Origin of the sequence: Nocardia arizonensis, from assembly GCF_001310275.1 — a bacterium.
Lineage (GTDB): Bacteria > Actinomycetota > Actinomycetes > Mycobacteriales > Mycobacteriaceae > Nocardia > Nocardia arizonensis.
The window spans coordinates 1-25,451 of record NZ_LGYZ01000124.1; the positions used below are offsets into that span (position 1 = coordinate 1).

The 25,451-nt window shown below is 63.8% G+C and carries 23 protein-coding genes and 2 pseudogenes; 9 read left to right on the forward strand and 16 right to left on the reverse strand.

Annotation, left to right across the window (positions count from 1 at the left end):
* The first annotated feature begins 100 nt into the window (after nt 1-100).
* Nucleotides 101-1,291 carry an IS701 family transposase gene (locus APZ21_RS28650; RefSeq protein WP_054816433.1) on the forward strand — a complete coding sequence of 397 codons (1,191 nt, stop codon included), beginning with the start codon at nt 101-103 and terminating at the stop codon, nt 1,289-1,291.
* 921 nt (nt 1,292-2,212) lie between these two features.
* Here APZ21_RS28650 and APZ21_RS28655 read toward each other — a convergent pair.
* Nucleotides 2,213-4,279 carry an N-6 DNA methylase gene (locus APZ21_RS28655; protein ID WP_082393534.1) on the reverse strand — a complete coding sequence of 689 codons (2,067 nt, stop codon included), beginning with the start codon at nt 4,277-4,279 and terminating at the stop codon, nt 2,213-2,215.
* Between the two features lie 149 nt (nt 4,280-4,428).
* On the reverse strand, nt 4,429-4,626 hold the full coding sequence (locus APZ21_RS28665) for a hypothetical protein (protein WP_054816406.1): 198 nt from the start codon (nt 4,624-4,626) through the stop codon (nt 4,429-4,431).
* Between the two features lie 391 nt (nt 4,627-5,017).
* On the opposite strand from APZ21_RS28665, the pseudogene APZ21_RS35845 reads away from it, so the two are divergent.
* From APZ21_RS35845 to APZ21_RS28685, 5 genes and pseudogenes are all read left to right on the forward strand, one after another.
* Nucleotides 5,018-5,208, forward strand: a pseudogene (locus APZ21_RS35845) (IS1380 family transposase); the annotation flags it as partial.
* A 676-nt stretch (nt 5,209-5,884) separates the two neighbouring features.
* The gene (locus tag APZ21_RS28675; protein ID WP_054816434.1) at nt 5,885-7,018 is read left to right on the forward strand and encodes a 3-ketosteroid-9-alpha-monooxygenase, oxygenase component; all 1,134 of its coding nucleotides are present in this window, start codon (nt 5,885-5,887) and stop codon (nt 7,016-7,018) included.
* A 311-nt stretch (nt 7,019-7,329) separates the two neighbouring features.
* Nucleotides 7,330-7,602 carry an LppA family lipoprotein gene (locus APZ21_RS36510; protein ID WP_371852396.1) on the forward strand — a complete coding sequence of 91 codons (273 nt, stop codon included), beginning with the start codon at nt 7,330-7,332 and terminating at the stop codon, nt 7,600-7,602.
* 340 nt (nt 7,603-7,942) lie between these two features.
* Nucleotides 7,943-8,200 carry a hypothetical protein gene (locus APZ21_RS28680; protein ID WP_054816408.1) on the forward strand — a complete coding sequence of 86 codons (258 nt, stop codon included), beginning with the start codon at nt 7,943-7,945 and terminating at the stop codon, nt 8,198-8,200.
* Nucleotides 8,197-8,616 carry a TA system VapC family ribonuclease toxin gene (locus APZ21_RS28685; protein WP_054816409.1) on the forward strand — a complete coding sequence of 140 codons (420 nt, stop codon included), beginning with the start codon at nt 8,197-8,199 and terminating at the stop codon, nt 8,614-8,616. Before APZ21_RS28680 ends, APZ21_RS28685 begins: the two co-directional genes overlap by 4 nt.
* 196 nt (nt 8,617-8,812) lie before the next feature.
* On the opposite strand, the gene APZ21_RS28690 is transcribed toward APZ21_RS28685, so the two are convergent.
* A complete protein-coding gene (locus APZ21_RS28690) occupies nt 8,813-9,184 on the reverse strand; it encodes a VOC family protein (protein ID WP_054816410.1) in 372 nt (123 codons plus the stop codon).
* A gap of 120 nt (nt 9,185-9,304) precedes the next feature.
* Here APZ21_RS28690 and APZ21_RS28695 point away from each other — a divergent pair, with 120 nt between their 5' ends.
* Entirely contained in the window at nt 9,305-9,766 is a 462-nt protein-coding gene (locus tag APZ21_RS28695) for a MarR family winged helix-turn-helix transcriptional regulator (RefSeq protein WP_054816411.1), read from the forward strand.
* Between the two features lie 107 nt (nt 9,767-9,873).
* Here APZ21_RS28695 and APZ21_RS34895 read toward each other — a convergent pair whose 3' ends face one another.
* A complete protein-coding gene (locus APZ21_RS34895) occupies nt 9,874-10,017 on the reverse strand; it encodes a hypothetical protein (protein WP_162240392.1) in 144 nt (47 codons plus the stop codon).
* A gap of 133 nt (nt 10,018-10,150) precedes the next feature.
* On the opposite strand from APZ21_RS34895, the gene APZ21_RS28700 reads away from it, so the two are divergent.
* The gene (locus APZ21_RS28700; RefSeq protein ID WP_204249169.1) at nt 10,151-11,368 is read left to right on the forward strand and encodes an ATP-binding protein; all 1,218 of its coding nucleotides are present in this window, start codon (nt 10,151-10,153) and stop codon (nt 11,366-11,368) included.
* A gap of 126 nt (nt 11,369-11,494) precedes the next feature.
* Here the strand turns inward: APZ21_RS28700 and APZ21_RS28705 are convergent, their stop codons facing one another.
* The 8 genes and pseudogenes from APZ21_RS28705 to APZ21_RS28735 all read right to left on the reverse strand — a co-directional run bounded on the left by APZ21_RS28705 (nt 11,495) and on the right by APZ21_RS28735 (nt 18,556).
* Entirely contained in the window at nt 11,495-12,388 is an 894-nt protein-coding gene (locus APZ21_RS28705) for a carbohydrate ABC transporter permease (RefSeq protein ID WP_239476874.1), read from the reverse strand.
* Between the two features lie 6 nt (nt 12,389-12,394).
* The gene (locus APZ21_RS28710) at nt 12,395-13,354 is read right to left on the reverse strand and encodes a carbohydrate ABC transporter permease (RefSeq protein ID WP_054816413.1); all 960 of its coding nucleotides are present in this window, start codon (nt 13,352-13,354) and stop codon (nt 12,395-12,397) included.
* A 2-nt stretch (nt 13,355-13,356) separates the two neighbouring features.
* Nucleotides 13,357-14,250, reverse strand: a complete 894-nt coding sequence (locus APZ21_RS28715; RefSeq protein ID WP_054816414.1) for a phosphodiesterase — start codon at nt 14,248-14,250, stop codon at nt 13,357-13,359.
* Nucleotides 14,247-15,014 (reverse strand): tyrosine-protein phosphatase, encoded by a 768-nt coding sequence (locus APZ21_RS28720; RefSeq protein ID WP_054816415.1) that lies wholly within the window; start codon nt 15,012-15,014, stop codon nt 14,247-14,249. The genes APZ21_RS28715 and APZ21_RS28720 overlap by 4 nt, the downstream gene beginning before the upstream one ends.
* Before the next feature lie 7 nt (nt 15,015-15,021).
* Nucleotides 15,022-16,374, reverse strand: a complete 1,353-nt coding sequence (locus APZ21_RS28725; protein ID WP_054816416.1) for an ABC transporter substrate-binding protein — start codon at nt 16,372-16,374, stop codon at nt 15,022-15,024.
* Between the two features lie 36 nt (nt 16,375-16,410).
* Entirely contained in the window at nt 16,411-16,671 is a 261-nt protein-coding gene (locus APZ21_RS36560; RefSeq protein WP_443093703.1) for a TOBE domain-containing protein, read from the reverse strand.
* A gap of 45 nt (nt 16,672-16,716) precedes the next feature.
* Nucleotides 16,717-17,565 (reverse strand): annotated as a pseudogene (locus APZ21_RS28730) (ABC transporter ATP-binding protein); the annotation flags it as partial.
* A 142-nt stretch (nt 17,566-17,707) separates the two neighbouring features.
* Nucleotides 17,708-18,556: a MurR/RpiR family transcriptional regulator gene (locus APZ21_RS28735; RefSeq protein WP_162240393.1), complete on the reverse strand. Its 849-nt coding sequence runs from the start codon at nt 18,554-18,556 to the stop codon at nt 17,708-17,710.
* On the opposite strand from APZ21_RS28735, the gene APZ21_RS35850 reads away from it, so the two are divergent.
* Nucleotides 18,546-18,950: a ribbon-helix-helix domain-containing protein gene (locus APZ21_RS35850; protein WP_239476876.1), complete on the forward strand. Its 405-nt coding sequence runs from the start codon at nt 18,546-18,548 to the stop codon at nt 18,948-18,950. The two genes, APZ21_RS28735 and APZ21_RS35850, sit on opposite strands and share 11 nt — an antisense overlap.
* A gap of 54 nt (nt 18,951-19,004) precedes the next feature.
* On the opposite strand, the gene APZ21_RS28745 is transcribed toward APZ21_RS35850, so the two are convergent.
* Genes APZ21_RS28745 through APZ21_RS28760 form a run of 4 tightly spaced genes read right to left on the reverse strand, consistent with a single transcriptional unit; the run spans nt 19,005 to nt 25,449 of the window.
* Nucleotides 19,005-19,343, reverse strand: a complete 339-nt coding sequence (locus APZ21_RS28745) for a type II toxin-antitoxin system Phd/YefM family antitoxin (RefSeq protein WP_204249170.1) — start codon at nt 19,341-19,343, stop codon at nt 19,005-19,007.
* Between the two features lie 43 nt (nt 19,344-19,386).
* On the reverse strand, nt 19,387-22,596 hold the full coding sequence (locus tag APZ21_RS28750) for a type I restriction endonuclease subunit R (protein ID WP_054816419.1): 3,210 nt from the start codon (nt 22,594-22,596) through the stop codon (nt 19,387-19,389).
* A complete protein-coding gene (locus APZ21_RS33425) occupies nt 22,596-23,822 on the reverse strand; it encodes a restriction endonuclease subunit S (protein ID WP_082393537.1) in 1,227 nt (408 codons plus the stop codon). The genes APZ21_RS28750 and APZ21_RS33425 overlap by 1 nt, the downstream gene beginning before the upstream one ends.
* Nucleotides 23,815-25,449, reverse strand: a complete 1,635-nt coding sequence (locus tag APZ21_RS28760) for a class I SAM-dependent DNA methyltransferase (protein ID WP_054816421.1) — start codon at nt 25,447-25,449, stop codon at nt 23,815-23,817. Before APZ21_RS28760 ends, APZ21_RS33425 begins: the two co-directional genes overlap by 8 nt.
* Nucleotides 25,450-25,451 lie beyond the last annotated feature (2 nt).

Consider the following 25,451-nt stretch of genomic DNA (forward strand, 5'->3'; position numbering starts at 1 on the left):
GTGATGCCGCCGCAAAGCGGCGGCATCACGAACTACGGCTGGAGTACTAGTACTCCAGCTGCACTTCGTGATGTAATCGGGTAGCCTTTCGGTCGTGTCGATGGATGATGATCTGGCTGCGTGGGTGGCTGGGTTGGATGAGTTGTTCGGGCGGGTGGCGGGCCGGTTTACGCGGGCGGAGCCGCGGTTGCGGGCGCGGGGGTATGTACGGGGGTTGCTTGCGCCGCTGGCGGGGAAGAACGGGTGGACGTTGGCGGAAGCGGCCGGTGAGCGCACGCCGGACGGGATGCAGCGGTTGTTGCATGCGGCGGCGTGGGATGCGGATGGGGTGCGTGATGATGTGCGCGCCTATGCGGTCGAGCATCTCGGTGATCCGGACGGGGTGCTGGTGGTGGACGAGACCGGTTTCCTGAAGAAAGGTGTGAAATCGGCTGGGGTGCAACGACAGTACTCAGGGACAGCCGGGCGGATCGAGAATTGCCAGCTGGGTGTGTTCTGCGCCTATACCGGTAGCAGGGGGCGCACGCTCATCGATCGGGAGTTGTATCTGCCCAAGTCGTGGACCGAGGATCGGCAGCGATGTCGTGAGGCGAGCGTGCCCGAGGACGTCGGGTTCGCGACCAAGGCGACGCTGGCGAAGAACATGCTGGCCAGAGCCCTCGACGCGGGAGTACCGGCGCGGTGGGTGACCGCTGATGAGGCATACGGTGGTGACGGCAGGTTCCGGGCCTGGCTCGATGATCGCCGGATCGGGTATGTGGTGGCGGTGCCGCGCAGTCAGACCATCCCGGTCACCGCGGGCAGTACCCGTGCGGATCACCTTGTCTCGCAAGCACCTTCGCAAGCGTGGAAACGCCGTAGTTGCGGTGCCGGTGCGAAAGGGCCACGGATGTTCGACTGGGCGGTGGCCTCGCTGCCGGTCTATGAGTGGACCACCGCCGCGGGCTGGAGTCGCTGGCTGCTGGCGCGGCGAGCGCTGACCCCGAATACCAAGGGCGAGTTGGAGATCGCCTACTACCTGTGTTGCGCACCCACGGGCACCGCCGACGAGGAACTGATCCGCGTCGCTGGTTCCCGGTGGGCAGTCGAGGACTGCTTCCAGACCGCCAAAACAGAGGTCGGGCTCGACCAGTACCAGGTCCGCCACTACGACGCCTGGTATCGCCACATCACCCTGGCAATGCTCGCTCACACCTACCTCGCAGTCACCGCCGCCATCGCCCCAAAAGCATTGGCAGCGGCCTCATCCCGCTCACCCTCGGCGAAATCCGCCGTCTACTGGCACACGTGATCACCCATACCCCCGCCCCCGCGGCCATCCGGCGATGGTCGAACTGGCGCCGACGCCACCAATACAGAGCGAGAAAGGCACACTACCAGCGGCGACACCGATTACATCACGAAGTGCAGCTGGAGTACTAGCCACCAGCACTATCTCCAGGGCACCGAGATATGTCCGGCGCCTCACCAACGTATGGCCGCCAGCACCAGATCGTGACGCTTGGCGAAATCGACGACCTTGCGCCACTCGGCAACCGACTCATCACTCGGCCGCTCGACCACAAACCGGCTGCCACCCACCAAATCCGCAACTAGTTTAGCTGCGGCGGCCCGCCGGTCCTCGGCAACGCGAGCCGTAGCCGCCGGTGCCGACCGCCGTCTCTGTTCGGGCAGCACTTGCTTGGAATTTCGCACAAGCACTCTCGCGGCCTCAGCACCGGACCGACCATTGTCGGCCGGGCGATCAGGGTGATGCCCATGCTCGAGATAGAAACGGCCCGCGTCCGTAACTTCCGCAGACCACCCACCCCGCCTCGTGACGGTTACCAGCCCCCGCGCCTCCAGCGCTCGCGCTGACACCTGAGGTTCCCCCGGGGGAACCTCAACCTTCATCGCAGACCCGGCATCATCTTCACAACCGCCAGCAGCAATCACCCGCAGCACATCCAACATTCGCACGCTGAGCGGATCCCATCGACGCATAGTCCACAGCACACACCCACACCAGCAACCGTGCAATCCCCCGCACAGCAGCGCTCCACGTCGGAAGGTAACGGTCATCAGTCATCGAACGTCACCATCACCATGGTGCCGCCATCGCAGGCGCTGAGATCCCCTGTCCGCTTCCCATTCAGCCGGACAGTCCAGCCGCCCCCGTGGGTCATAACAACGCACTCGTACAAGTAGACCGCCGACGGTTGTGGATACGGAGCTACGCCAGCGTCCCCGATCCTATGCCTGCTCGGCGGGCGTCCACAGGCGAGGACAGGTTCCCCAAGAAGAGGGCAGTTGCAGTTTTCGCTCGTTCCTCTTCCGCGATCTGGATTTGCTTGCGCAGGCCAGCGATACCCGCATCTGCGGCGGCCACCTCGGCGCCGATTCGTCTCTGCCTATCCAGAGAGGGCAAGGGGACAAGCAGTTTACCGAGGCTTGCCGAACTAATGGACGGGATGGTGGTGCCAGCTGCTTTGTTCTCGATCCAAGTTTTGACCGAGGGGAGCGAGAGGAATGCGATGAGATACTGCGCGTCCACTACGCTTGGGTCACGTACGCGTAGCCTGATTAGCGCCGTGCCGAATAGCATTCCATCGTTGCTGTTATTGGCAATGGCGCATGGGCCCAGGGTACCCGTCCTGACACACAGGATGTCCCTATCCTTGAGATGGAACTTTTCAAGTTTGGCAGCGTCCCCCGGAGGCACCCGCCTCGTATGTTCCTCGATAATGCAGCGATGCTGCAATTGCTTAGGCACAACGATAGGGATTCCGTCGTCTACGAAGTCAAGTTGCTTTACTATCGAATTAGAGGGGCCTGTTTGGATTTCACACAGGATATGTAGGGGCACGGTATTCTCGCCTGCGAACTCGCCAGGAATCGGGCGATAGTCAGCGGGATTGAGGGAGTATGCTAGACCTTTGATGTCAGCGAAGCTGACATCAACTGCGACGCCTCCTTGGTCCAGTTCTTTCGTACGGAATTCTTCGGCTGCAGACCTCCACTCTCGATAGCATTCAGCTATGGCTTGTATGTCCCGCTCGCGCAACCAGCGCTTGCCGGCCTTCTTTTCGCCCGCTGCCCTGACGTCGATAAGGAGGACAGAATCTCTGATCTTCTCCTGCCGGGAAAGGAGCCAAATGCTCACCGGTACAGGTGTGGCGGCGAACAGTCCGGGGGGAAGCGCGATGACACCTTCCACAACACCTTGCTCGACCATTGCCGCACGTATAGCGAGCTCGTCCTTGTCTTCGGTCACGCCCGCCTGATTCGGCATGACGACCGCCGCCCGACCGCCATCGCGTAGCGAAGCAAAGATGTGCTGTAGCCAGGCAAAGTTGCCGTTCTTCTTCGGCGGGGCCTGGAATGGCCAGCCTCCGTATGGCGAGGGCCATTCGCCGGAGGTCTTCTGGTTGAACGGCGGGTTGGTCATGATGAAGTCAGCCCCCACCAGCCGCTCCGAAAGGTCCCTCTGAGACAAGACATCGCCAGGCAACAGGTCGACGACATCTGCCCCACGTACGGCGATGTTCATCGCTGCTAGACGAAGCTGCTCCGGGTGGCCCCCGTACCCCGTGGCCTCAGCATTCATAACAGCAGACACCGCCCCTGAGAGGAATTCTCCGAAACGCAGGAACGGATCGTGGCACCGTACAGGACTCGCGACCTCGTGGAGCATGATCTCTGTCGCCAGCCGCACAATGCTAGGTGGCGTAAAGAATTCGCTGCTATCTCGCTGGCACCACTCAGCGAAACGATCAAGTATCGCCGTAAACGCGTCGTGGTCCAGACCATGACACGTCCGGAGGACCTGGGCCACGTCCTCGGCTGCTTCGGGCTGGAGTCGCGAGAAGACCGGCCGCACACCTGGCAGTACACCATGCTCACGCAGTACAGCGTCGACGATTGCCCCGAGCGAGTCGAGCAGGTTGGCTGGATCACTCTGATCTGCAACAGCTTTGGCCGCCATATCGAAGATTCGCGCCCATCGGTCGCGAGCACGGACGCGTACGAACACCGAACAAAGTAGTAGTTGCAGGTAGTCCATCTGCGGTCCACTACCGCACACCCTCTGGGCCAGCGGCCCATACAGCTCGGCGAGGGCAGCATCAGCACGGTCGGACCTCTTCCGTCCGGCGCCGTTGCGCACTGCTGATGGGCCCGATCGGTCAATCCCCCGCTGGCGTGACTTCCGGATTACCCGGTCGGCATAGGTGCAGCCCTCCCTCTCGGTCTGCAAGAGTTGGCCTTTGGGGATCTTGCGAGTCTTCAGCCACTCGATCATTTCGGCAAGGACGAAGAAGTCGCCCTCTCTCGATGATCGCGGGCAAGGGAAGCTGGGGTACCGACCCTTCCATACTGATAGGAGTCGTCTGTTGATGCCTGCCAGGTCGGCGATCTCTTGCCGCGTCACCAAGCGGTTCTCGGTCCCGCTCACTGACGGAATCCGAACAAGAAGGCGATGACCGTCAGGGCGAAGACGCTCGCGCCGGCGCACCCAGTCCCCCCATGAACGACCGCGGACGACAGTGAGCCACCATCGACAACAGTGAGGATTCCAGCAATGATGCCGACGATCACTCCGAACAGGGCGGCAATCAGCATCAGCAGAACTCGGACGGACTGGGACATCGAACTCCTCCGTATCGACCACCTGGGCGAGTAGTTGCCTCGCTGCACTGGCAACACGTTATGCCTACAGAGCTTCGAAGCGATGTGCGCATTGCCATGCGCACCCTGCTGAGGAGTACGTCAGCGATCTCCTTCGGAGGGTGCGGAGGGTCCTCGTTTCTGCATCTACCTGCTCGCTCATGGCCCTTGAAGTCGGTCACACCCGTCATCCTCGCATCTGAAAACTGTTAACAGGGTTATCAAGGCTTGAACGCGGATCCGGGGGAGATCGCAACCGGCTCAGGGTCGTCAGGCACGGTGCCGGAGCCAGATCCGATCAGTAGATCCGTGTGCCAGCCGCAGGAGGGCTCAGTGGCGCGGTTTGTCAATTGTCCGGCGTTGGTTTACCCGGGCTCCCGGTCATGGGATCGATGCCGAGCATCCGCTGATCGACCTGGACGCGACCCTGGTCGACTCACACAGCGAAAAGAAAAGCGCGGCACTCACATTCGAGAATGGCTTGGCTTCTACCCGCTGCCGGCGTTCATCGACCACGGCGCAGAAGGCACCGGTCACCCAGCCGCGGGCCTGCTGCGGCCGGGGCGAAATCGCGGGACGTAGGCGGGGCGATCAGCGGTAGCCCCTCCGCTTGCGCGTCGTTACTGGAGTAGGAAACTTCGGGCGCGCGCCAACGTCGGCTCGACAACTTCCACCGCGTATCCGTTCCGATGCGAGCTTCCCCAGTTGTATGGGGCGTGCGCGGCAGGGTGACTGAAATTGGCGATTACAGTGGCAACGCCTGCGAACTCGGCGTATTCGAGGTGCTCGTTCGCGGGATCTATCCTGACGCTGTGCTCGAGGTGCGGGGCGATCAACGCCCGCAAAGCCTTGCTCTGCAAGATCACCAAGGTGGGCTCGAGAATCCGAACCGTCGCCGCAAGGTGAGGAAGGCATGACCGATCCATCGCCGGCACCCGCGCGGCGTCCGCACCCCAAACCTCGTCCTGCACGCATGCGTCATCTCGACCAATACTCCCCCTTGCCCATCGAGAGGACGAACCAGACTACCTGAATTGCAACATGTTCTATCTGTGATAGCCGAACCCGTATCGGCTGACCCTAGGGCTGAATTCGCAATCTATAAGGGACTTTAGACCCTTACTGCTTTCGCGACGGACATGAGAATGTCCACAAAGTATAACTTGTTCTACTAAGGAGGACCGCAGTGGCGACACCTCGAGGGTCCCGTGGGAAGATCCGCGAGATCGACGTGGGCTCCATGCCGACCCGCTACGCCCGGGGCTGGCACTGCCTGGGCCGCACCGCCACCTTCCGCGACGGAAGACCACACTCGGTGCAGGCGTTCGGTACCAAGCTGGTGGTCTGGGCCGACCGCAAGGGCGAACTGAAGGTCCTCGACGCCTACTGCCGTCACCTCGGCGGCGACCTGTCCATGGGCAAGGTCAAAGGGGACAACGTCGCGTGTCCTTTCCATGATTGGAGCTGGGACGGGGCAGGCAACTGCAAGAACATCCCGTACGCCAGGCGTGTGCCCCCACTGGCGCGCACACGGTCTTGGATCACCCTGGAGCGCAACGAGCAACTATTCGTCTGGCACGACCACGAGGGCAATCCACCCGCACCCGAGGTGGCCATCCCCTACATCCCTGGACCGTACTCCGACGGAGACGGTAACTTCACCGAGACACTCAACGGCGACTGGACGCCGTGGACATGGAACTCGATCCTCATCGAGGGCTCCAACTGCCGTGAGATTGTCGACAACATCGTGGACATGGCCCACTTCTTCTACATCCACTACGCGTTCCCGACCTACTTCAAGAACGTCTTCGAAGGCCACGTCGCCACCCAGTACCTGAAGACCAAGGGCCGCCCGGACATCGGCATGGCCGTGAAATACGCCGGCGACACACTGCTCGAATCGGAAGCGTCGTACTTCGGACCCTCGTACATGATCAACCAGCTGCGAAACGTCTACGGCGGATTCGAGGTCGACAGTGTCCTGATCAACTGCCACTATCCGGTCACGCAGAACTCATTCGTGCTGCAGTACGGAATCACCCTGGAGAGGCCCAAAGGCATTACGGACGAGCACGCCCAACGGTTGGCCGAGAAGATGACCGAGGGCATCACCGTCGGCTTCCTGCAGGACGTGGAGATCTGGAAGCACAAGTCCATGATCGACAACCCGCTACTGTGCGACGAGGACGGGCCGGTCTACCAGCTGCGCCGCTGGTACGAGCAGTTCTATGTCGATGTCGCCGACATCGACCCGAAGATGTCGCGGCGCTTCGCATTCGAGGTCGACACCAGCAAAGCCAATGAAGCCTGGGAAGCGGAAGTCGCCGAAAACCTGCGGAAACAGCGAAAAGCCGACACCACTGTCGGTTGAACGAGCAGGCGGGGCCGCGTCCGGCGACGGCTCGCGGCGGCGTGAGTCCGGCTCATGAGAGGTGGTCGAGAGTGTTCCGCGCGCGCACCCGCTCAACGCCGTTTCCGGTTCCGTCGACCCGGCGGAGAAGAGGCCCGCGGAATCGGCCGGGCCGGGATATCTGCCGTTCAGGGTGTCGGTGCGGAGTTCGGTGATGGTGCGCAGGCGAGGATCGTTTTCGATGGCGGCGACGGCGGCGGATACCGCCGCACGGGACGCCTCGACGGCCTCCGCGTGCAGTCGCACGATCTCCAAAGCGTCAGAATCATATTCTGCGAGATCTATACGCGGATGGCCCGATACCGGAGGCGTCGTGGAACGATTTCCTCGAACGTGCCGGCGCCATAGCGGCGACCATCGGCGCCACCGACGTCCAAGTGATGGCGAACGCGCCCGCCGACGGCGATCGCCCCGCCGCGCACGATGTGTGGTTCACCAGTGCGGACGGTGCGATCATCAAAGTCGCAAGCAAGCGCGCGACAGTCATCACCGGTTCGACCGGTTGCCGCCTGCACAGCGCCGACTTCGGCTCCCCTGTCCGATAGAACCGCAGCGGGCCTCACGTGCTGAATCTGCCTGCGGTTGTGCGGCTCGACGGTTGCCTGCCGAATTTGCACGAACCGCCGGCCCAGGCGCGGGCCGTCGTCACGGAGCGGAAGACCCGCATGCGCGCTACGAGCCGACCGAATCCGGATCGGACGCGCACTCGACGGACCGCTCGGGACTGAAGGCCGAAAGCCGGTAGCACCGTTACCCGGATCATTCGTTCGACCTGCGGATGCCGATGCAAGCCGGCCCAGAACCCCACCCGTGGTGTCGGCTTTTCGCTTGACGGCCGTCACACCGGAGCGCCATAGCCCGTACTTTTGGTGCTAATATGCTTTTATGCGCACCACGATCGATCTACCGCCGGAACTGATGCAGGCCGCCAAGATGGCCGCCGTCGAGCGCGGGATGAGCCTGAAGGACCTTTTCACCAAGGCACTTGCTCACGAGATCGGTGCCGGAGTTCAGGGTCGCAAGCGCGGGCGTATCGGCTTTCCACTGGTCGGCGGACCGGACATGGAGCCGAAAGTTGATGTCACCAATGCCGACATAGCGGCTGCCTTCGAGGCCGACGACATCGAGAAGTACGCGCAATGACCCTGATCGACGTCGGTGTCTGGCTTGCGGCGATATGGGGCAGGCACGTACATCACAAGATCGCGGCCGAGTGGCTGGACAGGCAAAGCGACAACCTGCTGCTGTGCCGAGTCGCCCAAACGGGTCTGCTCCGACTGCTCTCCAATCCCGCGGTAATGGGTACCGATGTCCTGACCCGCGCCGCGGCGTGGCGCATCATCGATCAGCTCAGCGAGGACGAACGCGTGCTCTGGTCAGACGAGCCCGCCGAGCTCGGGGCTGTTTTCCGCGCCTTCTCGGCCAAGGACGACAAGAGCCACAAGCTGTGGACCGACGACTACTTGGCCGCATTCGCACAAACCAGTCGTGCCGCACTGGCCACTTTCGATCGAAGGCTCGCGACTCGCTATCCATCCGTCCACGTCGTAACACTCTGAGCAAGGGGTGGCCGGGCTGTCCACGAACGGCCGATACGCCGTCAACGGAAAGATGGTCTTCGACCTGCAGACGGGCGATGGGCACTGCTTACCACCGGTTCGACCGGTTGCCGCCTGCACAGCGCCGACTTCGGCTCCCCTATCCGCTAGAACCGCAGCGGGCCCCACGTGCTGAATCCGCCTGCGGTTGTGCGGTTCAGGGAACGGCGGTGAACAACTCGTAGCTGTGGCCGTCGGGGTCGCGGACGTAGACGCCGCGTCCACCGGCCAGATGGTTGATCTGCCGGTCCCACCCATGTTCCGGGCCGGAGCCGTACTGCACAGCAGGCCACTTCTCCAGCCGCCCCAGCACGGCATCGAAGGTGTCGTCATCCACGAGAAAGGCGTAATGACCGGGCTCGACCCGCCCACGATCATCGAAGTCGAACGTCAGATCGTCGTTGACGCGCACGGGCACGAACGGCCCGGTTGGAGCTGACACCGCCAGCCCCAGCAGCTCGGCGAAAAACGTTGCCGCAGAATGCTTGTCGGACGCCGGGACGATCGTGTGGTTGAGAACGATGGACATCGCCGCCTCCTGCTCCGCCGGCCCCGAAAGGCCAGTTGCATGCGATACGCATACAAATATAGGTGTGTATCGCATACAATGTCGAGGGTGGGCACACGTGAGGTTCGAAACGCCCCGGCCATGACCGATTCAGCGGTCGACGGTGGCCCGGCACTGTTTCGGCTGGTCCGCTTCTGGTCGCGCCGCTGGAGTAACCAGGCACTCACCCGAGCCGCACGGGAACCAGACGCAGAGCTGCGGCGCGTGCAGCACATTCAGGTTGTCGAAGCCGTCGCCGCCGCGCTACGGGCGGGCGCGGAAGCGACAGTCACCGATGTCGCCGAGCAGCTCGGTCTCGATCACTCCGGTGCCAGCCGCATGGTGGGCGAAGCCGTCGCGGCCGGATACCTTACCCGCGGCGACTCCGCTCACGACCGCCGCCGGGTCGTCGCCAGACTCACCGGCAGCGGAAACGAATTGCTGACCGCATCCCACGACTGGCAACGTCGCTGCTTCGACCAGCTCACCGCGACCTGGAACGAACACGACCGCCACCAATTCGCCTGCTACCTGCAACGCCTCGCCGACGAGACGATCCGGTAAGTCGATCGGCCCGGCGAGGACCGCGAAACCTATCGGGAGACACTGCCGGGAATTGTCCGTATGTGATCGAGGCCGGTCAGGAAGGTTCGAGTTCGACGAGCCCGGCTTCACGGACGCTTGATCCAGGCGTCGATGTCGGTGCCACGGCGTTCGGTCCTCAGCTGCGCGAACTCGCGCACCACATCGGCGCGCCCGGTCATCTCGGGGCAGGGGTCGCGACAGCAGGAGTTCGGGAACACATCTACATGCAAATGCGGAAGAATATCCTGCGCAAACGCGGAAAATAAGTTCTGTAAATGCGGAAGAAAACGCCATACTAGCTGTATGGACGGGACACTCACCGGGATCGCTCAACGACGGCTGACCGCGGTCGTTCAAACGCGGATGACCGAGGAGCCGGTGGTGGTCCTCAACGGGCCACGCACCGTCGGCAAGAGCACGCTACTCGCGCAAATCGCGGAATCGGCCAATCGAACCGTGATCGATTGCGATGACCCGGCGACCCGCGCGGCCGTACGTAACGACCCCGGCAGGTTCGTGAGCGGCAACGGCCCGATCCTGATAGATGAGTATCAGCATGTGCCGGAGTTGCTCGACGCCATCAAAGCCGAGCTGAACCGAGACCTGAGTCCGGGCCGATACGTCCTCGCCGGATCCACCCGCTATTCGACTCTGCCGCAAGCCGGACAAGCATTGACCGGACGAGTGGATATCGTTGACGTGCTACCCCTGTCGCAGGGCGAAATCGCCGGGACGAGTGAAGAGTTCGTGCACAATCTCCTCGGCGGCGTCGCGCTACCGGACAGCGCACCTGCTTCTGACACGTCGCGAGACGACTACGCGCACCGCGTCACAGCGGGTGGAATGCCGGTCGCGCTACGTCGGCCGGCCGGAAGGTCACGGTCGCGGTGGTACGCCAACTATCTCCAACTGGTCCTCGAACGAGATGTCCTCGAGATCAGCCGGATCCGGCAGCGGGAAATGTTGCCGCGCTTACTCGATCAGATGGCCGCACGCACCGGACAAGTTCTCAACATTGCCGCCGCTGCCCAAGCCATCGGATTGGAGAAGTCGACCGCGGAGAATTATCTCCGGTTGCTGGAGGCTGTTTTTCTCGTCTACCGGCTACCTGCGTGGGGAACCACCCTCGGCTCACGCATCACCCGCCAACCCAAACTCCACTTCGTCGACTCCGGCGTCGCCGCCTGGCTCATGGGATCGACCCCGGAGAAGATAGCCGGCAATGACCCCGCCGCGCTGTCGGAATACGGCCATCTAATTGAAACCTTCGCCGTAGGAGAGATTCTCAAGCAGATCAGCTGGTGGGATGGTCCGGTTACAGTCGGACACTTCCGCACCGGATCCGGCGACGAAGTCGACCTGGTCGTCGAGAGCGATGACGGGCGAGTGATCGCCTTCGAGTTCAAGGCGGGAAGTCGGGTGCATGGCGAAGACCTGCGGGGTATTCGCATTCTGCGCGACCGCCTCGGTGATCGGCTCGACGCCGCGATCATCTTCTACACCGGCCCTCATATGTTCCGACATGAGGAAGGCGCGTTCGTCGTCCCACTCGATGCACTGTGGACACCACGACCCTCGTAGTCTTTCGACCCGTGGCGAAAGCCTGTGTCGGTCTCACGGTGGGGCTCGTGCGGGGCGCCGAGGGTTTCCCGGCGCCGATCGCAGACGAATGGGCGCCCAGTCCAGGAATCCCTCGCGCGCCCCAGCCTATTTCAGGCCGGAGCGGACGAACGCGTCGACGACGTAGCGTTGCAGGAAGAGATAGATCAGGAAGATCGGCAGGCACGCCAGGCCCGACGCCGCCATCACCGCACCCCAGTTGTCGCCTTCGGCGCCGAGGAAGCTGCGCACACCCACCTGGAGCAGTGCCGTGGACTTCCGCAAAACCAATGAGGGCCAGAGATATTCGTTCCATGCGGTGATGAAGAGCATGATCGCGAGTGCCGCGATGGCGGGCCGCAGGTTCGGCAGCACCACCCGCCACAGGATCAGCCAGCTGTTGCGCCCGTCGATCCGGGCGGCGTCGACCAGATCGCGGGGGAATGCCTGCAGGTGCTGACGCAGGAGCAGGACGGCGAACGCGGAGCAAAGATTCGGCACCACCACACCGGCGATGGTGTTGAGCAGTCCCAACTGCGAGACAAGCAGATAGTTGGGAATCATGGTGACCTGGAACGGGATCAGCCACGAACCGATGAACATCATGAACAGCACCCGTTTGCCGGGGAAGTCCCACATGGCGAATCCGTAGGCCGCCAGTACCGCGAGAAACAGCTGCGAGACGGTCAGTACGAACGCCATGGCGAAGGTGTTGACCAGCATCGATCCGATGGGGATCGTCTGCCACACATAGCGGAAGTTCTCCAGACTGACCGGCCACGGTATCGGCGATTGCGACAGCGCGTCGGCCGGCGCCCGGAACGCCGTCACGAACATCCAGTAGATCGGGAAGATCGCCGCCACCGCGAGCACGAGCAGCACCGCATGGCCGAGCGGGCCGGCGGGGATCAGGCGTCTGCCGGTATCGGTGGGGTCGGGGGCGGTGGCCGGGTCCGGTCGGGCGATGATCGCACCCGATGCGGTCGAGACGAGAGCCATCATGTCCTCTCAGTTGTCATGGAAGCTGAGTCGTTCGGAGAGCTCGACGAAGATCAGCGCGATTACGCCGAAGGCGAGGAAGAACAGCATCCCGGCGGCTCCCGCGGCGCCGGCGTCGAAGGTGCGGAACCCGAATTCGTAGAGCAGGTAATAGATATTGGTGGTCGAATCGCTCGGCCCGCCCTGGGTGAGGATATCGATCACCGGGTACGTCCACTGCGCGCCGAGCAGGATCGTCATGAGTCCGAGGAAGGTCAGCGTCGGTGACAACAGCGGCAGCGTGATGCGGCGCAGGATCGTCCGGTCGCGCGCACCGTCGAGGGCGGCCGCCGCCGCGTAGTCCGGGCTGATCCCGGCGAGTCCGGCCGAGACGACGAGCACGCCGAAGCCGAGCATCTGCCAGCCGACGATCGCCACCACGGCCCAGATCGCCATCGACGGGCTGCGGAAGACATTGCCGAGTTCGAAGCCGAGGTGGTGGGCCAGCGCGGTGATGGCGCCGCCCGCCGGATCGAACATCCACCGCCAGACCGCACTCGTCGCGACTGGCGTCACCAGGAACGGAACGAAGATCAGTGCCTGATAGGCCGTTCGGGCGCGACCGTTCACCCGACGGGAGACCAGGGCGATCAGCAGTGGGAGCAGCAGCGAGAAGACCAGCAGCGCACCGATGTAGATGCCGGTGTTGACCAGTGCCCGGTGCAGTTCGGGCAGCGCGACCACTTCGACGTAGTTGCTCGTGCCGACCGGGACCTTCGGCTGGGTCGGAATCAGGTTCCACCGAAAGAACGACAGCTGGAACGTCTCGGCGAGCGGCGTATACACCCAGACGACGAGCATGGTCAGCGCGGGCAGGATGTAGAGGTAGGGGGCGAGCGGGATCCGGCGCCACGCGGGCCGGGCACGCACGACCGCGTGCAGACTGTCCGTGGCGGTCTGTTCCGCCGACGTGCGTACCGCGACCAGCATGATTACTCGCCGTCCACCGTGTCGACGCCGAGGACCAGCCTTCCGTCGAGTATGGCCTCGAGCTTCTCCGCGGAGAACTCGTAGACCGTCGGATAGTCACCGATCGGGACCACCGAATGCAGCACCCGGTCGGCGTAGACGTGGACCAGATTGAACGACTGGGCGCCGTTCTGGCCACGCGCCGAGGGGTATTCGACGTTGAGATCCTGGGTGTAGCAGGTGGCCGAGGCCACCGACACCGGGATGCCCGCGAAGGTCGACGTGGTCGAATAGTGCAGGTGCCCACCGAGAATCGCCAATACGTCGGTGCCTTCGAGAACCGCGGCCAGGCGCTGTTGATCGCGCAGTTCGACCAGGGCGATCAGGCCGATCGGACTCGGCACCGGGGGGTGGTGCAGGGCGAGCAGGGTGCCGTGCGGTGCGGGCGTCGCCAATTCGGCCGCGAGCCAGTCCAATTGCGCGTCGGAGAGTTCGCCGTGATGGTGGCCGGGCACGGTGGAATCGAGGGCGATGACACGCAGGCCGTTCACGTCGAAGACCCGGTCGACCGGTTCGTCGGTCGGCGCTTCGTCGAGCAGGCCTGCCCGGAAGGTCTCGCGGCGATCGTGGTTGCCCATCACCCAGATCACGGTGGCGCCGAGTTCGGCGGCGGCGGGTTCGACCATCGCCCGCAGCCGGGCGTAGGCGTCGGGCCTACCGGTGTCGGCGAGGTCGCCGGTGAAGATGATGGCTTCGGGACGGGTGTTGGACCGGGCGAAGCCGTCGAACAGGGCGCGCAATTGCGCGTCGCTGTCGACGCTGCCGTGCAGCAGCTCGTCGTCGGCGACGAAGTGGGTGTCACTGACGTGGAGCAGGAAGTGGCTCGGCGCCGGGTACTGGCTCGGGACAGTGGTCATCGGGGATTCCTCTCAACGTTCTCTGCGGTGTCGACGAGAAGCGCTGTCAACGTGCGGATTTCGGTGTCGGTGCGGCCGTGGGCGAGCAGGTACTCGCGGGGCGAGCCCCACTTGTCGTGCAGCCGTTCGATGACGTGCTCGATCAGTGGGGCCGGGCTGGCCGTGAGGATGGTGCGAATCTCCGGCGGCAGCGAGCGCCCGGCCGCGAGATAGCGGGCGAGCATGCGGTCGGCCCACTCGCCGCGCAGATGTTGCTCGGTCGCCACGTAGTCGGCGATCACGTCGTCCTCGTCGACGCCGACGGCCAGCTGGGCGAGGGCGATCACCAGGCCGGTGCGGTCCTTGCCCGCGGTGCAGTGCACCACCACCGGGTCCGCGCCGGACGCGGCGATCCGCCCGACGGCCTCGGCGAGTCGCGTGCCGTGCTGGTCGATCATGCCCGCGTAGATGTCGTCGAGGCGGATATCGAGTGTGGTTGGGGTGCTGTCGAAGATCGGGACGTGGTGCACCACCGCGCCGAGTCCGGCCAATTCGCTCGGCGCGGTGCCGCGTTCGTCGGCGGTGCGCAGGTCGATGATCACGCCGACCGCGCGGTCGGCGAGGGCGGCCTGTCCGGCCGCGGTCAATTCGTGCAGCGCGTCGGAGCGGAACAGCTTGCCCCACCGGGTGCGGCCGGTCGCCGCGCGGTAGCCGCCCGTGTCGCGGAAGTTGAACGTGCCCTCGACCAGGATTCGCCGGTGGTCGGCCGCGGTGTCGATGCTCATGTCGGGTCTACTTGCCGACGAGGTCTTGGGCGCGACGCTGTGCGTCGGACATGGTGGCGCGGGGGTCCTTGCCGTAGAAGACCGAGTCGTCGACCGCCTTGCTGAGGATCGTCTCGATCTGGGTGTAGCGGTCACCGGGGAAACTCACCCACGGCTCGAGCCGATCGAGCTGGTCGAGATTGGGCTTGACCAGCGGGTTCTGGGCCGCCCATGCCGCGAGCGGCCCGCTGCCCTGAGTCATCGAGGGGCGCAGCGGCAGGTAGCCGATCTTGGTGGTGATCATCTCGTAGGCATGCGGGCTGGTCATGAACTTCATGAACTCCCAGGACGCCCGCTGCTTGGCGGGGTCCTTGGCGAAGGTGAACAGGGCCGAGCCCGAATTCGTCGGGACCACCGGCTTGTTGGCGAAGGCGGGCATCGGCGCGTCCTTCAACGTCCAGTTACCGTTCTTCGCGGCGGTCATGAAGGCGCCCTGCAGTGCGGAGGTATGCAACTGGATGGCCGTGGTGCCGCGCGAGAACGCCTCGGTCTGGCCCGAGGTGTCGAGATTGGCCAGCAGGCCCGCGTCGTATAACTCGCGCAGCATGGCGACGGTGCCGACGGCGGGTTCCTCACCGAACTGGACGGTTGTGCGGTCCTCGCTCAACACCCGTCCGCCGTTGGATCGCATCATGCCTTGCATGCACCAGTTGCCGCCCGAGGTGCAGCCGACACTGAGCGAGGGTTTGCCGGTGCGGGCGGTCACAGCCTGTGCCGCGACGCGGACCTTGTCCCAGGTGGACAGGTCGGGGTTGTCGCCGAGTCCGGCGTCGGCGAGCATGTTCGCGTTGTAGAACAGCACCGGCGTGGAGAACACGTACGGGACACCGTAGGTGGCGCCCTGCCAGTCGCCGAGGGTGGCCGCCTTCGGGTGGAACGGGTACCCCTGCGCGAAGTGCTCGGCGACGGCGTCCTTGCCGACCAGCTTGTCGAGCGATTCGGCGCCGAGCTTGTTGACGGCGAAATCGAGTCCGTCGAAGGTGAGCTGGGCGACGTCGGGTGCGTTGCCCGCCAGCAACTGGGTCTGCACGCTACCGACGGTGTTCTGCCCTGCCGTTGAAGTACCTTGGGTGGGTTGGGCTTTCACGGTGATGTTGGGGTGCGCGGCCTGGAAGTCGGCGACGAGGCCGTTGATCGTGTCGGTCCAGACGCCTGCCTGGAGCAGGTTGTAGGACTCGAAAACGATCGAAACCTTTTGATCGGGGGCAAGTTCGGGGATCTGCCCCGCTGACGAGCCGGTGCTCGACGAGCCGGTGGAACAGGCGGTGAGGGTGGACAGCGCCACGGCGACAGCCGCGAACGCCCAGCGATGACGACGCATCGGGGTTTCTCCTGAAAGGTGTTGTGCTGGAAAAAATCAGAGGCTTGCGGTAGCGAGTGCGGTCGGGGACTCGGCGTCGGACGCCGAGTCGTCGACCCATTCCAGACGGATGCCGGAGTCGTGGTCGAACAGGTGGACGTGCGCGAGGTCGGCGCCGAGGGTGACCTGCTCGCCCACGGTGAGTTCGCGACCGCCGTTGCCGCGCATGGCGATCGAGGCGCCGCCCGCCGTGGCGCCGTAGGTGATGTGCTCGCTGCCCAGGTTCTCGACGGTCTCCACGATCGCGTCGATCGCGATTCCGCGACGCCGCGTTCCCGGTTCGCATGGCTTCAGGTGTTCGGGCCGCACACCGAGGGTGACCGTGGTCGGCGCGAGTTCGCCCGCCCACAGCTCGCCGGTCACGCCGGGCGCGTTCACCCCGACATGACCCGCGGCGGTGGCGAGTTCGACATCGAACAGGTTCATCGCCGGGCTGCCGAGGAACCCGGCGACGAATCGGGAGGCCGGCGCGTTGTAGACCTCGGCGGGCGTGCCGAGCTGTTCGAGCCTGCCCCCGTCGAGGACGGCGATCTTGGTCGCCATCGTCATCGCCTCGATCTGATCGTGGGTGACATAGACGAAGGTGGCGCCGAGGCTGCGGTGCAGCTTGGTCAGCTCGTGTCGAGTCGCCGTGCGCAACTTGGCATCCAGGTTCGACAGTGGCTCGTCCATGAGATAGGCGCGCGGTTCGCGCACCAGCGCCCGCCCGACCGCGACCCGCTGACGCTGCCCGCCGGAGAGTTCCTTGGGTCGACGGCCGAGCAGGTGGTCGATCTCGAGCGTGCGCGCGACCTCGCGCACCCGTTCGTCGATCTCGGGCCGGCGGAACCGTCGTTTGAGGCGACCGGCGGTGAGCGGGAAGGCCAGGTTCTTCGCCACTGTGAGGTGCGGGTAGAGCGCGTAGCTCTGGAAGACCATGGCCACGTCGCGGTCCTGCGCGGTGGCGCGGGTCACGTCGTCGCCGTCGATGGCGATGCGGCCCGAGGTCGGTTCGAGCAATCCGGCGATGATGCGCAACAGCGTGGTCTTGCCGCAGCCGCTGGGGCCGAGCAGGACGAGGAACTCGCCGTCGTCGATGGTCAACGAGATGCCGTCGACCGCGGTGACGCCCTGGAAGGTTCGGGTGATATCAGTGATCTCGATTGTGCCCATCGGCCACCATTCGTCGTGAAATGAAATTTCATAGTGGAGCTGATCTATGAATTTCTGTTACGACGACATGGTCGGGCAGGCGGGTTAACACCGAGCGCACCGCCGGCAAAAGTTCAGCATCGCACCGATGCACAACGACTTCTCAGTCGGCGCGTTCGGACTTGCTCACCAGCGTCATCACTTGATCGCGCACCGCGGCGGTGGGTTCGGCCGACTGCCCCGCCTCCCGGGCGATCGCCGTGTTCAAGACGAACAGCAGCAGAATCTGGACCACATTGCTGGCCACCCCGGCCTCGGAATCGGTGATGCCGGTATGGCCGGCGCCGGCCACCAGCGCGAGATCACTGTCCACACACAGTTGGGAGCGCGCGTAGCCGGAGATCGCGATGATGGTCGCGCCGGTGCCCTTGGCCGCGGTGACCGCCTGTAACGTCACCGCGTTCTCGCCGCTGTCGCTCACCGCGACGACCACGTCGCGCTGGTCGAGAGTCCGGGCGCTCAGCTGTTGCGTCACCGAATCCATCGGCGCCTCACACCCCTGCCCCCGGCTGAGCATGTACAGCGCGAACAGTTGGGCCGGTGGGCCCGACCCGCCGTTGCCGACGATCAGAATCCGCCGTGCCCGCGCCAATGCCGCGGCGGCGCTGTCGAACTGCGCGTAATCGAGCGTGCCGAGCGCCTCCGACCACCGCTGCGCGGCGGCCGCGAAATAGGCGGGCACCCAGTCCTGGCTCGCGGTCGCGTCCAAGCGCTGGTCCCGCGGCGACTGCACCGACCCGAAATCGCGCACCAGCAGCAGCCGAAGATGCTGAAAACCCTTGAACCCCAAGTTCTTACAGGTACGGATCACCGTCGCGGCCGACACGTTGGCCCGCGCCGCCACATCGGCGACCGAGAGCAAGGAAATCTCCGCCGGATGTTCCAGGAACTGCGCCGCGACGCGCCGCTCACTCGGCACCAGCGCGGGCAGGAGCGAGCGGATGACACTCAAGGTGCCACCGATCGGCGGTTCGCCGGAGGGGATGCTCATGTCACCCTATGTAGCACCCGCAGGTAACAACAGAGCCATCCCGCCTTTCTCAATGGATTCGGCCGGCGCCATCCTCACTCGCCAGGACACGGCGGGTGGTACCAAATGCGGCATGGTGAAGACAACCGTATACCTCTCCCATGAGCTGAAGGTTCGCCTCGACGCGGAGGCCGCGGCGACCGGGGTTAGCAAGGCGGAACTCATTTGCCGCGGCATCGCGATGCTGCTGGACGCATCCGACCGGCCACGCAACGACGCGCCGCTGCCCGTCTTCCACAGCGGGCGCTCACGCAGTTCCGACGAGATGCGTGAAGACGTCTACCAACGGATCAAGCAGCGATCGGCCCGTAGATGATCATCGTCGCCGATCCCTCGGCGCTCTTGACCGTGCTCGGGAGTGCCGGTCACGCTACTCCACGACGGCGTTTTCGAGTTCCGCTCGGACTTGGTCGACGTCGAAGGTCTCCCCCGAGCCGAAGTCTTCTCGGGACCGGCGCAGATCTGCCAGGGTGTCGCCGTCGCTCAGGATCTCCAACGTCTCCCGCATCGACTCGTACTCGGCGACGGAAATCAGCATCACGTCGGCGCGGCCGTTGCGCGTGATGGTGAAATGGTCGTGCTCCCGCGCCACTCGGTCCGCGAGCTCGGCGACGCGAGCCTCGGCCTCGGTGATGGGGATGATCTCCATGAGTCGGAAGGTATCAGGCTGGTCATCATGGCCTGAATCGTGACCTTGCCGGTCGAGCATCTTCAGCTCATCGCCAGTTGTCGTCCCCATTGCTCGGCCATGGTTACACCGCCACGCCCGCCCGCTTCTCCTCGGCATACCTCGGTGCCAGCACCTCCATCTGGTCGATGACCTGACGGATGGCCGCGGGCTGCTTGTCCGGCGGATATCCGTACTTGATCAGCAGACGTTTGATGGTGGAGCGAAGCTTGGCACGAACATCGTCGCGGACCGTCCAATCGGTCTTCACATCGCGCCGCATCACCTTCACCAGCTCGCGGGCGATGTCGCCGAGCACGTCATCACCCATCTCGACGACAGCGGACTCGTTCTCGTGGACGGCGTCGTAGAACGCGAGCTCATCCTCATCGAGCCTAGGGCTGAACTTGTTGCCGCGGTCGCGTTCCTTGGCGGCTTCGCGCGCCAGCTCGATCAACTCGGAGATGACCTGAGCCGATGTCAGCTGCTGGTTGGTGTATTTGTTCATCAATTCGCGCAGGCGCTCGGAGAACGCCTTTTGCCGGACCAGGTTGTTACGGGTGCTGTGGCGGACCTCTTCGGTCAGCACGTCGCGCAACGCTTCGATGGCCAGGTGCGGATGCTCGGATTCCAGGGTCTGCCGCTCGAATTCGGGGGTGAGTTCGGTAAGCGACGGCTTGGGCATGCCCGCGGCGGCGTAGATATCGATGATCGCGCCGGATGCGGTGGAATCGGCCAGCAACTTGTCGAGAACACGTTTGATGTCGGCGGGCAACGGCCTGCCTTCGGCTTTGCGCTGCTCGGCATCGCATTTGGCCATCCAGACGCGTACCTGCTCATAGAAGTTGATCACCGGCCGCAGATCGGTCAGCGTCTCCGAGCCTCGGCAGACCGCCCAAGCCCGGCCGAGCTGATTCGCCAGGTCACGGAATCTGTCGCCGAGTGTCGGATCACCGGGCGTCACACGGTTTCCGGGTGTCGCGGGTGAGCGCAGGTATTCGAGGAGGCCGGTGACGACCCGCATGAACTGTCCGGGCTTGGGACCGAGTTTCGAGCGCCACGGATATCCCGCACACAGCGCGTCCAGTGCGGCCACCAGCTGCCTGGTGAGTTCGATGACCTCGTCCGGTGTCGTCTGCACCGGCTGTTCCCGGCCCGCGGTGCGCGTGTATTCCTTGAGCGCCTTCTCCAGGTTGTCGGCGATCGGCGCGTAGGCGACGACCAGTCCGTCCTTCTTGCCTTCGAAGGTGCGATTGACCCGGGCCAGGGTCTGCATGAGCAGCGCGCCCTGGAGCGGGCGGTCCAGGTAGAGGGTGTGCAGTGGCGGTGCGTCGAATCCGGTGAGCAGCATGTTCTGCACGATCACCAGCTCCAGCGGATCGTTCTCGTCCTTGAGCCGGTTGGTGATGGACTTGTTCTCCGACTCGCGACGCACATGCTTGCGTATCGGCTGCGGGTCTTTGGCGCTGCCCGAGTAGACGACCTTGACGACGCCGTCCTTCGGAGAGTCCGACTCCCACTCCGGCTCCAGCGCGATGATCTCCTCATACAGCTTCGCGCAGATCTCGCGGGTCGCGCAGACGATCAGTGCCTTGCCGTGGCCGCCGATGTACTCGTCCATCACATCCCGGCGGTTCTTCCAGTGCCCGACAATGTCCTTCGCGACCTTCGCCAACCGCTCGGGTGCGCCGTACAGCGCGTTGAGTACGGTCACCGACTGTTCGACGCGGCGACGTTCGACGTCGTCGAGTCCCACCACCGCCGCGTCCGCGGCGCCGTCGATCTCGGCATCGGTGACATCCGCGGCGACCCTTACCTCCGGCAGCCGCGGCTCGAAGATCACCCGTACGGTAGCGCCGTCGTCGACGGCACGGGCCAGGTCGTAGATGTCGATGTAGTCGCCGAACACCTTGCGGGTGTTGCGGTCCTCGAAGGATATCGGGGTGCCGGTGAACGCGATCAGGGTGGCGTTGGGCAGCGCCGACTTCAGATGTGCGGCGTAGCCGTCGAGGTCGTCGTAGTGGCTGCGGTGCGCTTCGTCGACGATCACGATGACATTGCGCCGATCCGACAGCAGCGGGTGTTCGAGCCCGGAGTCCTTCTCGTCCTTTGTCAGTCCGAACTTCTGTAGCGTGGTGAACAGTATGCCGCCGGTCTGCCGGTCGGCGAGCGCGCTACGCAGTTCGGCGCGGCTGCGGATCTGCTTCGGTTCCTCTTGCAGCAGTGTCGATTTCGAGAATGCCGCGAACAGCTGCCCATCGAGTTCGGTGCGGTCGGTGACCAATACGATCGTCGGGTTCTTCAGCTGTGGCCTTGTGCCGACCAGATGGGTATAGAGCTCCATCTCCATCGACTTGCCCGACCCCTGGGTATGCCAGACAACGCCGGCCTTGCCGTTACTGCGCATCGCCTCGACGGTGCAGGCGACCGCCTTGCTGACGGCGAAATACTGGTGCGGCTTGGCGATTCGCTTCACCAGACCGTCGGCGGTCTTGTCGAAGGCGACGTAGTTGCGCTGCAATTGCAGGAATCGCTCGGTCTGTAACACCCCGTCGATCAGGTACTCCAGCTGGATGCCCGCGTCCTCGTCCTCGACGCGGGCTCCGAACGCCAACGGCTTCCCGTTCTCGTCGACATTCCACGGCGAATAGTGGTTCAGCGGCGTGAACGCGGTGCCGTAACGGGCGGTGATGCCGTCGCTGATCACGGTGAGCACCGTGAACCGGAACGCCATCGGGAACTCGTCGAGGTAGGTGGCGAGCTGGGCATGCGCGGAGGCCAGATCGGCCGCCCGCGCCCCCGGCTTCTTCAATTCGACCACGACGACCGGCATTCCATTGAGGTAGAGCACCACGTCGAAGCGCCGCTGGTGCTCCCGCGAACGAATATCGACCTGGCGCACCGCCAGGAACTCGTTGTCCTCCACCCGCTCACTGACGAATCGGATCGTCGGATTCTGCTCGACTCCGAGATGATCGACATAGCTGACCCCGCGATACCCGTCGACCAGAATCTCGTGCAACCGAAAGTTCTCCGCGATCGCGTCCTGCGACTGCGGCGCCAGCACTTCCGCCCGTGCCTGCTCCAGATACGCCACCGGCACCGCCGGATTCAATTGCCGCAACCGCTCCAACAGCCGCCCCGGCAACACCAATTCCTGCCACGATTCCCGGCCCCGGTCCTTCCCCGGAGCGATGTCGGTGCCCGCCAACGGCTGCCACCCGTCGAACTCCCCCAGCCGATCGAGCATCATCTGCTCCAGCTCGGCCTCACTACCACCGACATTCTCGATCATCAGACCATCTCTTCCACTTTCTTTTCCGCGTCCTTGACGCGGAGCTTTCCGGACATGAGGAGGGGAAGGAGTTCGTCGCGGGTTTTGGCGAGGGCGACGTTCTCGCGCGCGATAGCATGTCCCAAATTCTGGAGCGAATCGAGCTGTTCTATAGTTGGCCCGAAAGCATCCAAATCCACGATCGGCACTCTCAGAGCCCCGATATCCTGAAGGTTCACGTATGGGGCCATGTCACTCTTGTGCATCGCGATATCGGTCTGACGAATCCGATCGGGACTGCGGAACCACGCTGCCAACCAAGGTTGAATCCGACCGTGGTTTTCAGCAACGCGAAAATAACACAGCTGCGGACTGTATACACTTGAGGGAATATCGTCCGGTACGACAGCAACTCGCCCAACAGTACCTTTAGTCGTAAGAACGATATCTCTGGACCGGCAGGCTTTGACGCCGACTTGACTGATGTAGTCGTTACTGACGAAATCTTCGCCGCTGAGCACTATCCGACCATGTTGAATATCACCAGCTCGCACTATCCGCATCCCAGGCTGTCCATGCTCAGACCGCTTGGTGCGATAGCCATCACCGTAGGTCAGCACCCCCTCGCCTGTAAGATCACGCATACTGGCGCGGGGAATTTCATACGATGCGGCAACTACGGACTCGAACAAGGCGTCGCCTAGCGTGTTCGCGGTGGTGTCGATCCGATGGTTGGCGGCGATCTTGTCATCGAGCGCCCCCAACACCTCCGAAATCGCCCGCTGCTGCGGTAGCGACGGAACTACGACTGGCCAACTCGGCATCGTAGCTAACCCAATTCTCGGTACGGTCGCACCGTGAATAGTGTTTTGTGCAATCGTGCGCTGGAACTGGGGCCCCAGGTAGAAGTACAGAAGAAATCGTGGTTCGACAACTTTGAGGTCGGGCCGAAGCAGCGCCATTCGTCGGCCGAGGCAAGCTCGAACCCCATCCGGCATCAATGCCGCCTCACCGATTCGAGTTTCGTAGGAGAACAGGAGGTCCCCTGGTTGGGGCGTCACCCTTCGAGTCCAGCGCTCGAAGTCTTCCTCCGATACGTGATCTGACTCCGCCAGATCCAATCGGCCAGCCCGCAGACTAGAGATGTTGAGGAAGTACGGCCCTTCGGACAGGCGACCTGGAGTCGCATGCGGCCCGTCGAACAGCTGGCCCAGTCCACCAAAGGTGGTGTGCACCAAGTTATCCATTCAGCCGCTCCAACTGCATCCGTACTTCCGCCGAAAGCTGCGCTGAAACGTCGAATGCTGCCAGTAGTTCCTTCTGCAACCGGGATACTTTTGCATCTACAGGTTCGTCATCGACCTCACCTTGAGCAGTCCCCACATACCGCCCCGGCGTCAGCGCATAGTCCGCCACCTTGATCTCATCCACAGTCGCCGACTTACAGAACCCCGGCACATCCTCATACGTCAACCCCTTTGCCGCAGCCGACCGAGTCCCCCGCCACGCGTGATATGTATCCGCGATCTTCGCGATGTCCTCATCCGACAGTGCCCGCTCGGCCCGGTCAACCATGTACCCGAGTTCCCGGGCGTCGACGAACAGCACCTCACCCGTCCGGTCGACGGCACCACCACGACCGGCCTTCTTGTCCTTGGCGAAGAACCACACGCACACCGGGATACCGGTGGAGCGGAACAGTTGGGTGGGCATCGCGACCATGCAGGACACCAGGTCGGCTTCCACGATGCGGGCGCGAATGTCGCCTTCCCCGTTGGAGTTCGACGACATCGAACCGTTCGCCATCACCACACCGGCGGAGCCGCCCGGCGCCAACTTGTACAGCACATGCTGGATCCAGGCGTAGTTGGCGTTGTTGGCCGGGGGAACACCGAACACCCAACGGGGGTCCTCGACGTTGCGAGTCCAATCCTTGATATTGAACGGCGGATTCGTCATCACGTAATCCATCCGCACTTCGGGGTGCTGGTCGCGGGCGAAGGTGTCGCCCCAGCGGGCGCCGAGACCCTTGTTGTCCATACCGTGGATGGCGAGGTTCATCTTCGCCAACCGCCAGGTCTCCTCGATGGCCTCCTGGCCGTAGACGGCCAGGTCCTGCACGTCACCCTCGTGATATTCGACGAACTTCTCCGACTGCACGAACATGCCGCCCGAACCACAGCACGGGTCGTAGATGCGGCCACTGCTGGGTTCCAGCACTTCCACGATGGTGCGTACCACACTGGGCGGGGTGAAGAACTCGCCGCCCCGCTTTCCCTCCGCGCGGGCGAAATTGCCGAGGAAGTACTCGTATACCTCGCCCATCAGGTCGCGGGCCTTGTGCGTGCCCTGCCGACTGAACTGGGCGCTGTTGAACAGGTCGACCAGTTCGCCGAGGCGGCGCTGATCGATGTTGTCGCGGTTGTAGATCCGCGGCAGCGTGCCGACTAGTGACTCGTTGGCCTTCATGACCGCGTCCATCGCCTCGTCGATCAGCAGGCCGATCGACTTGGCGGGCTCACCGGTCTCGGACTGTTTCAGTCCTTTGGAGTTCTCCGCCAAATGAGACCAGTGCGCGTTCTCCGGCACCAGGAACACTCCATACCCGCGATACTCGTCGGGGTCGTCGAGGTACAGCTCGAGCTGTTCGGCGTCCAACCCCTCGCCGCCGAACTCCTCCTGCAATGTGCTCCGACGCTCGTCGTAGGCATCGGAAACGTACTTCAGGAACACCAGCCCCAGGATCACGTCCTTGTACTGGCTGGCCGATAGCGACCCCCGGAGCTTGTCGGCCGCCTTCCACAGGGTGTCCTTCAACTCCTTCATCGTCGACGGCGCCTGCGGCTCTGCCGCCTGCCTCTTCCTCGGGGGCACCC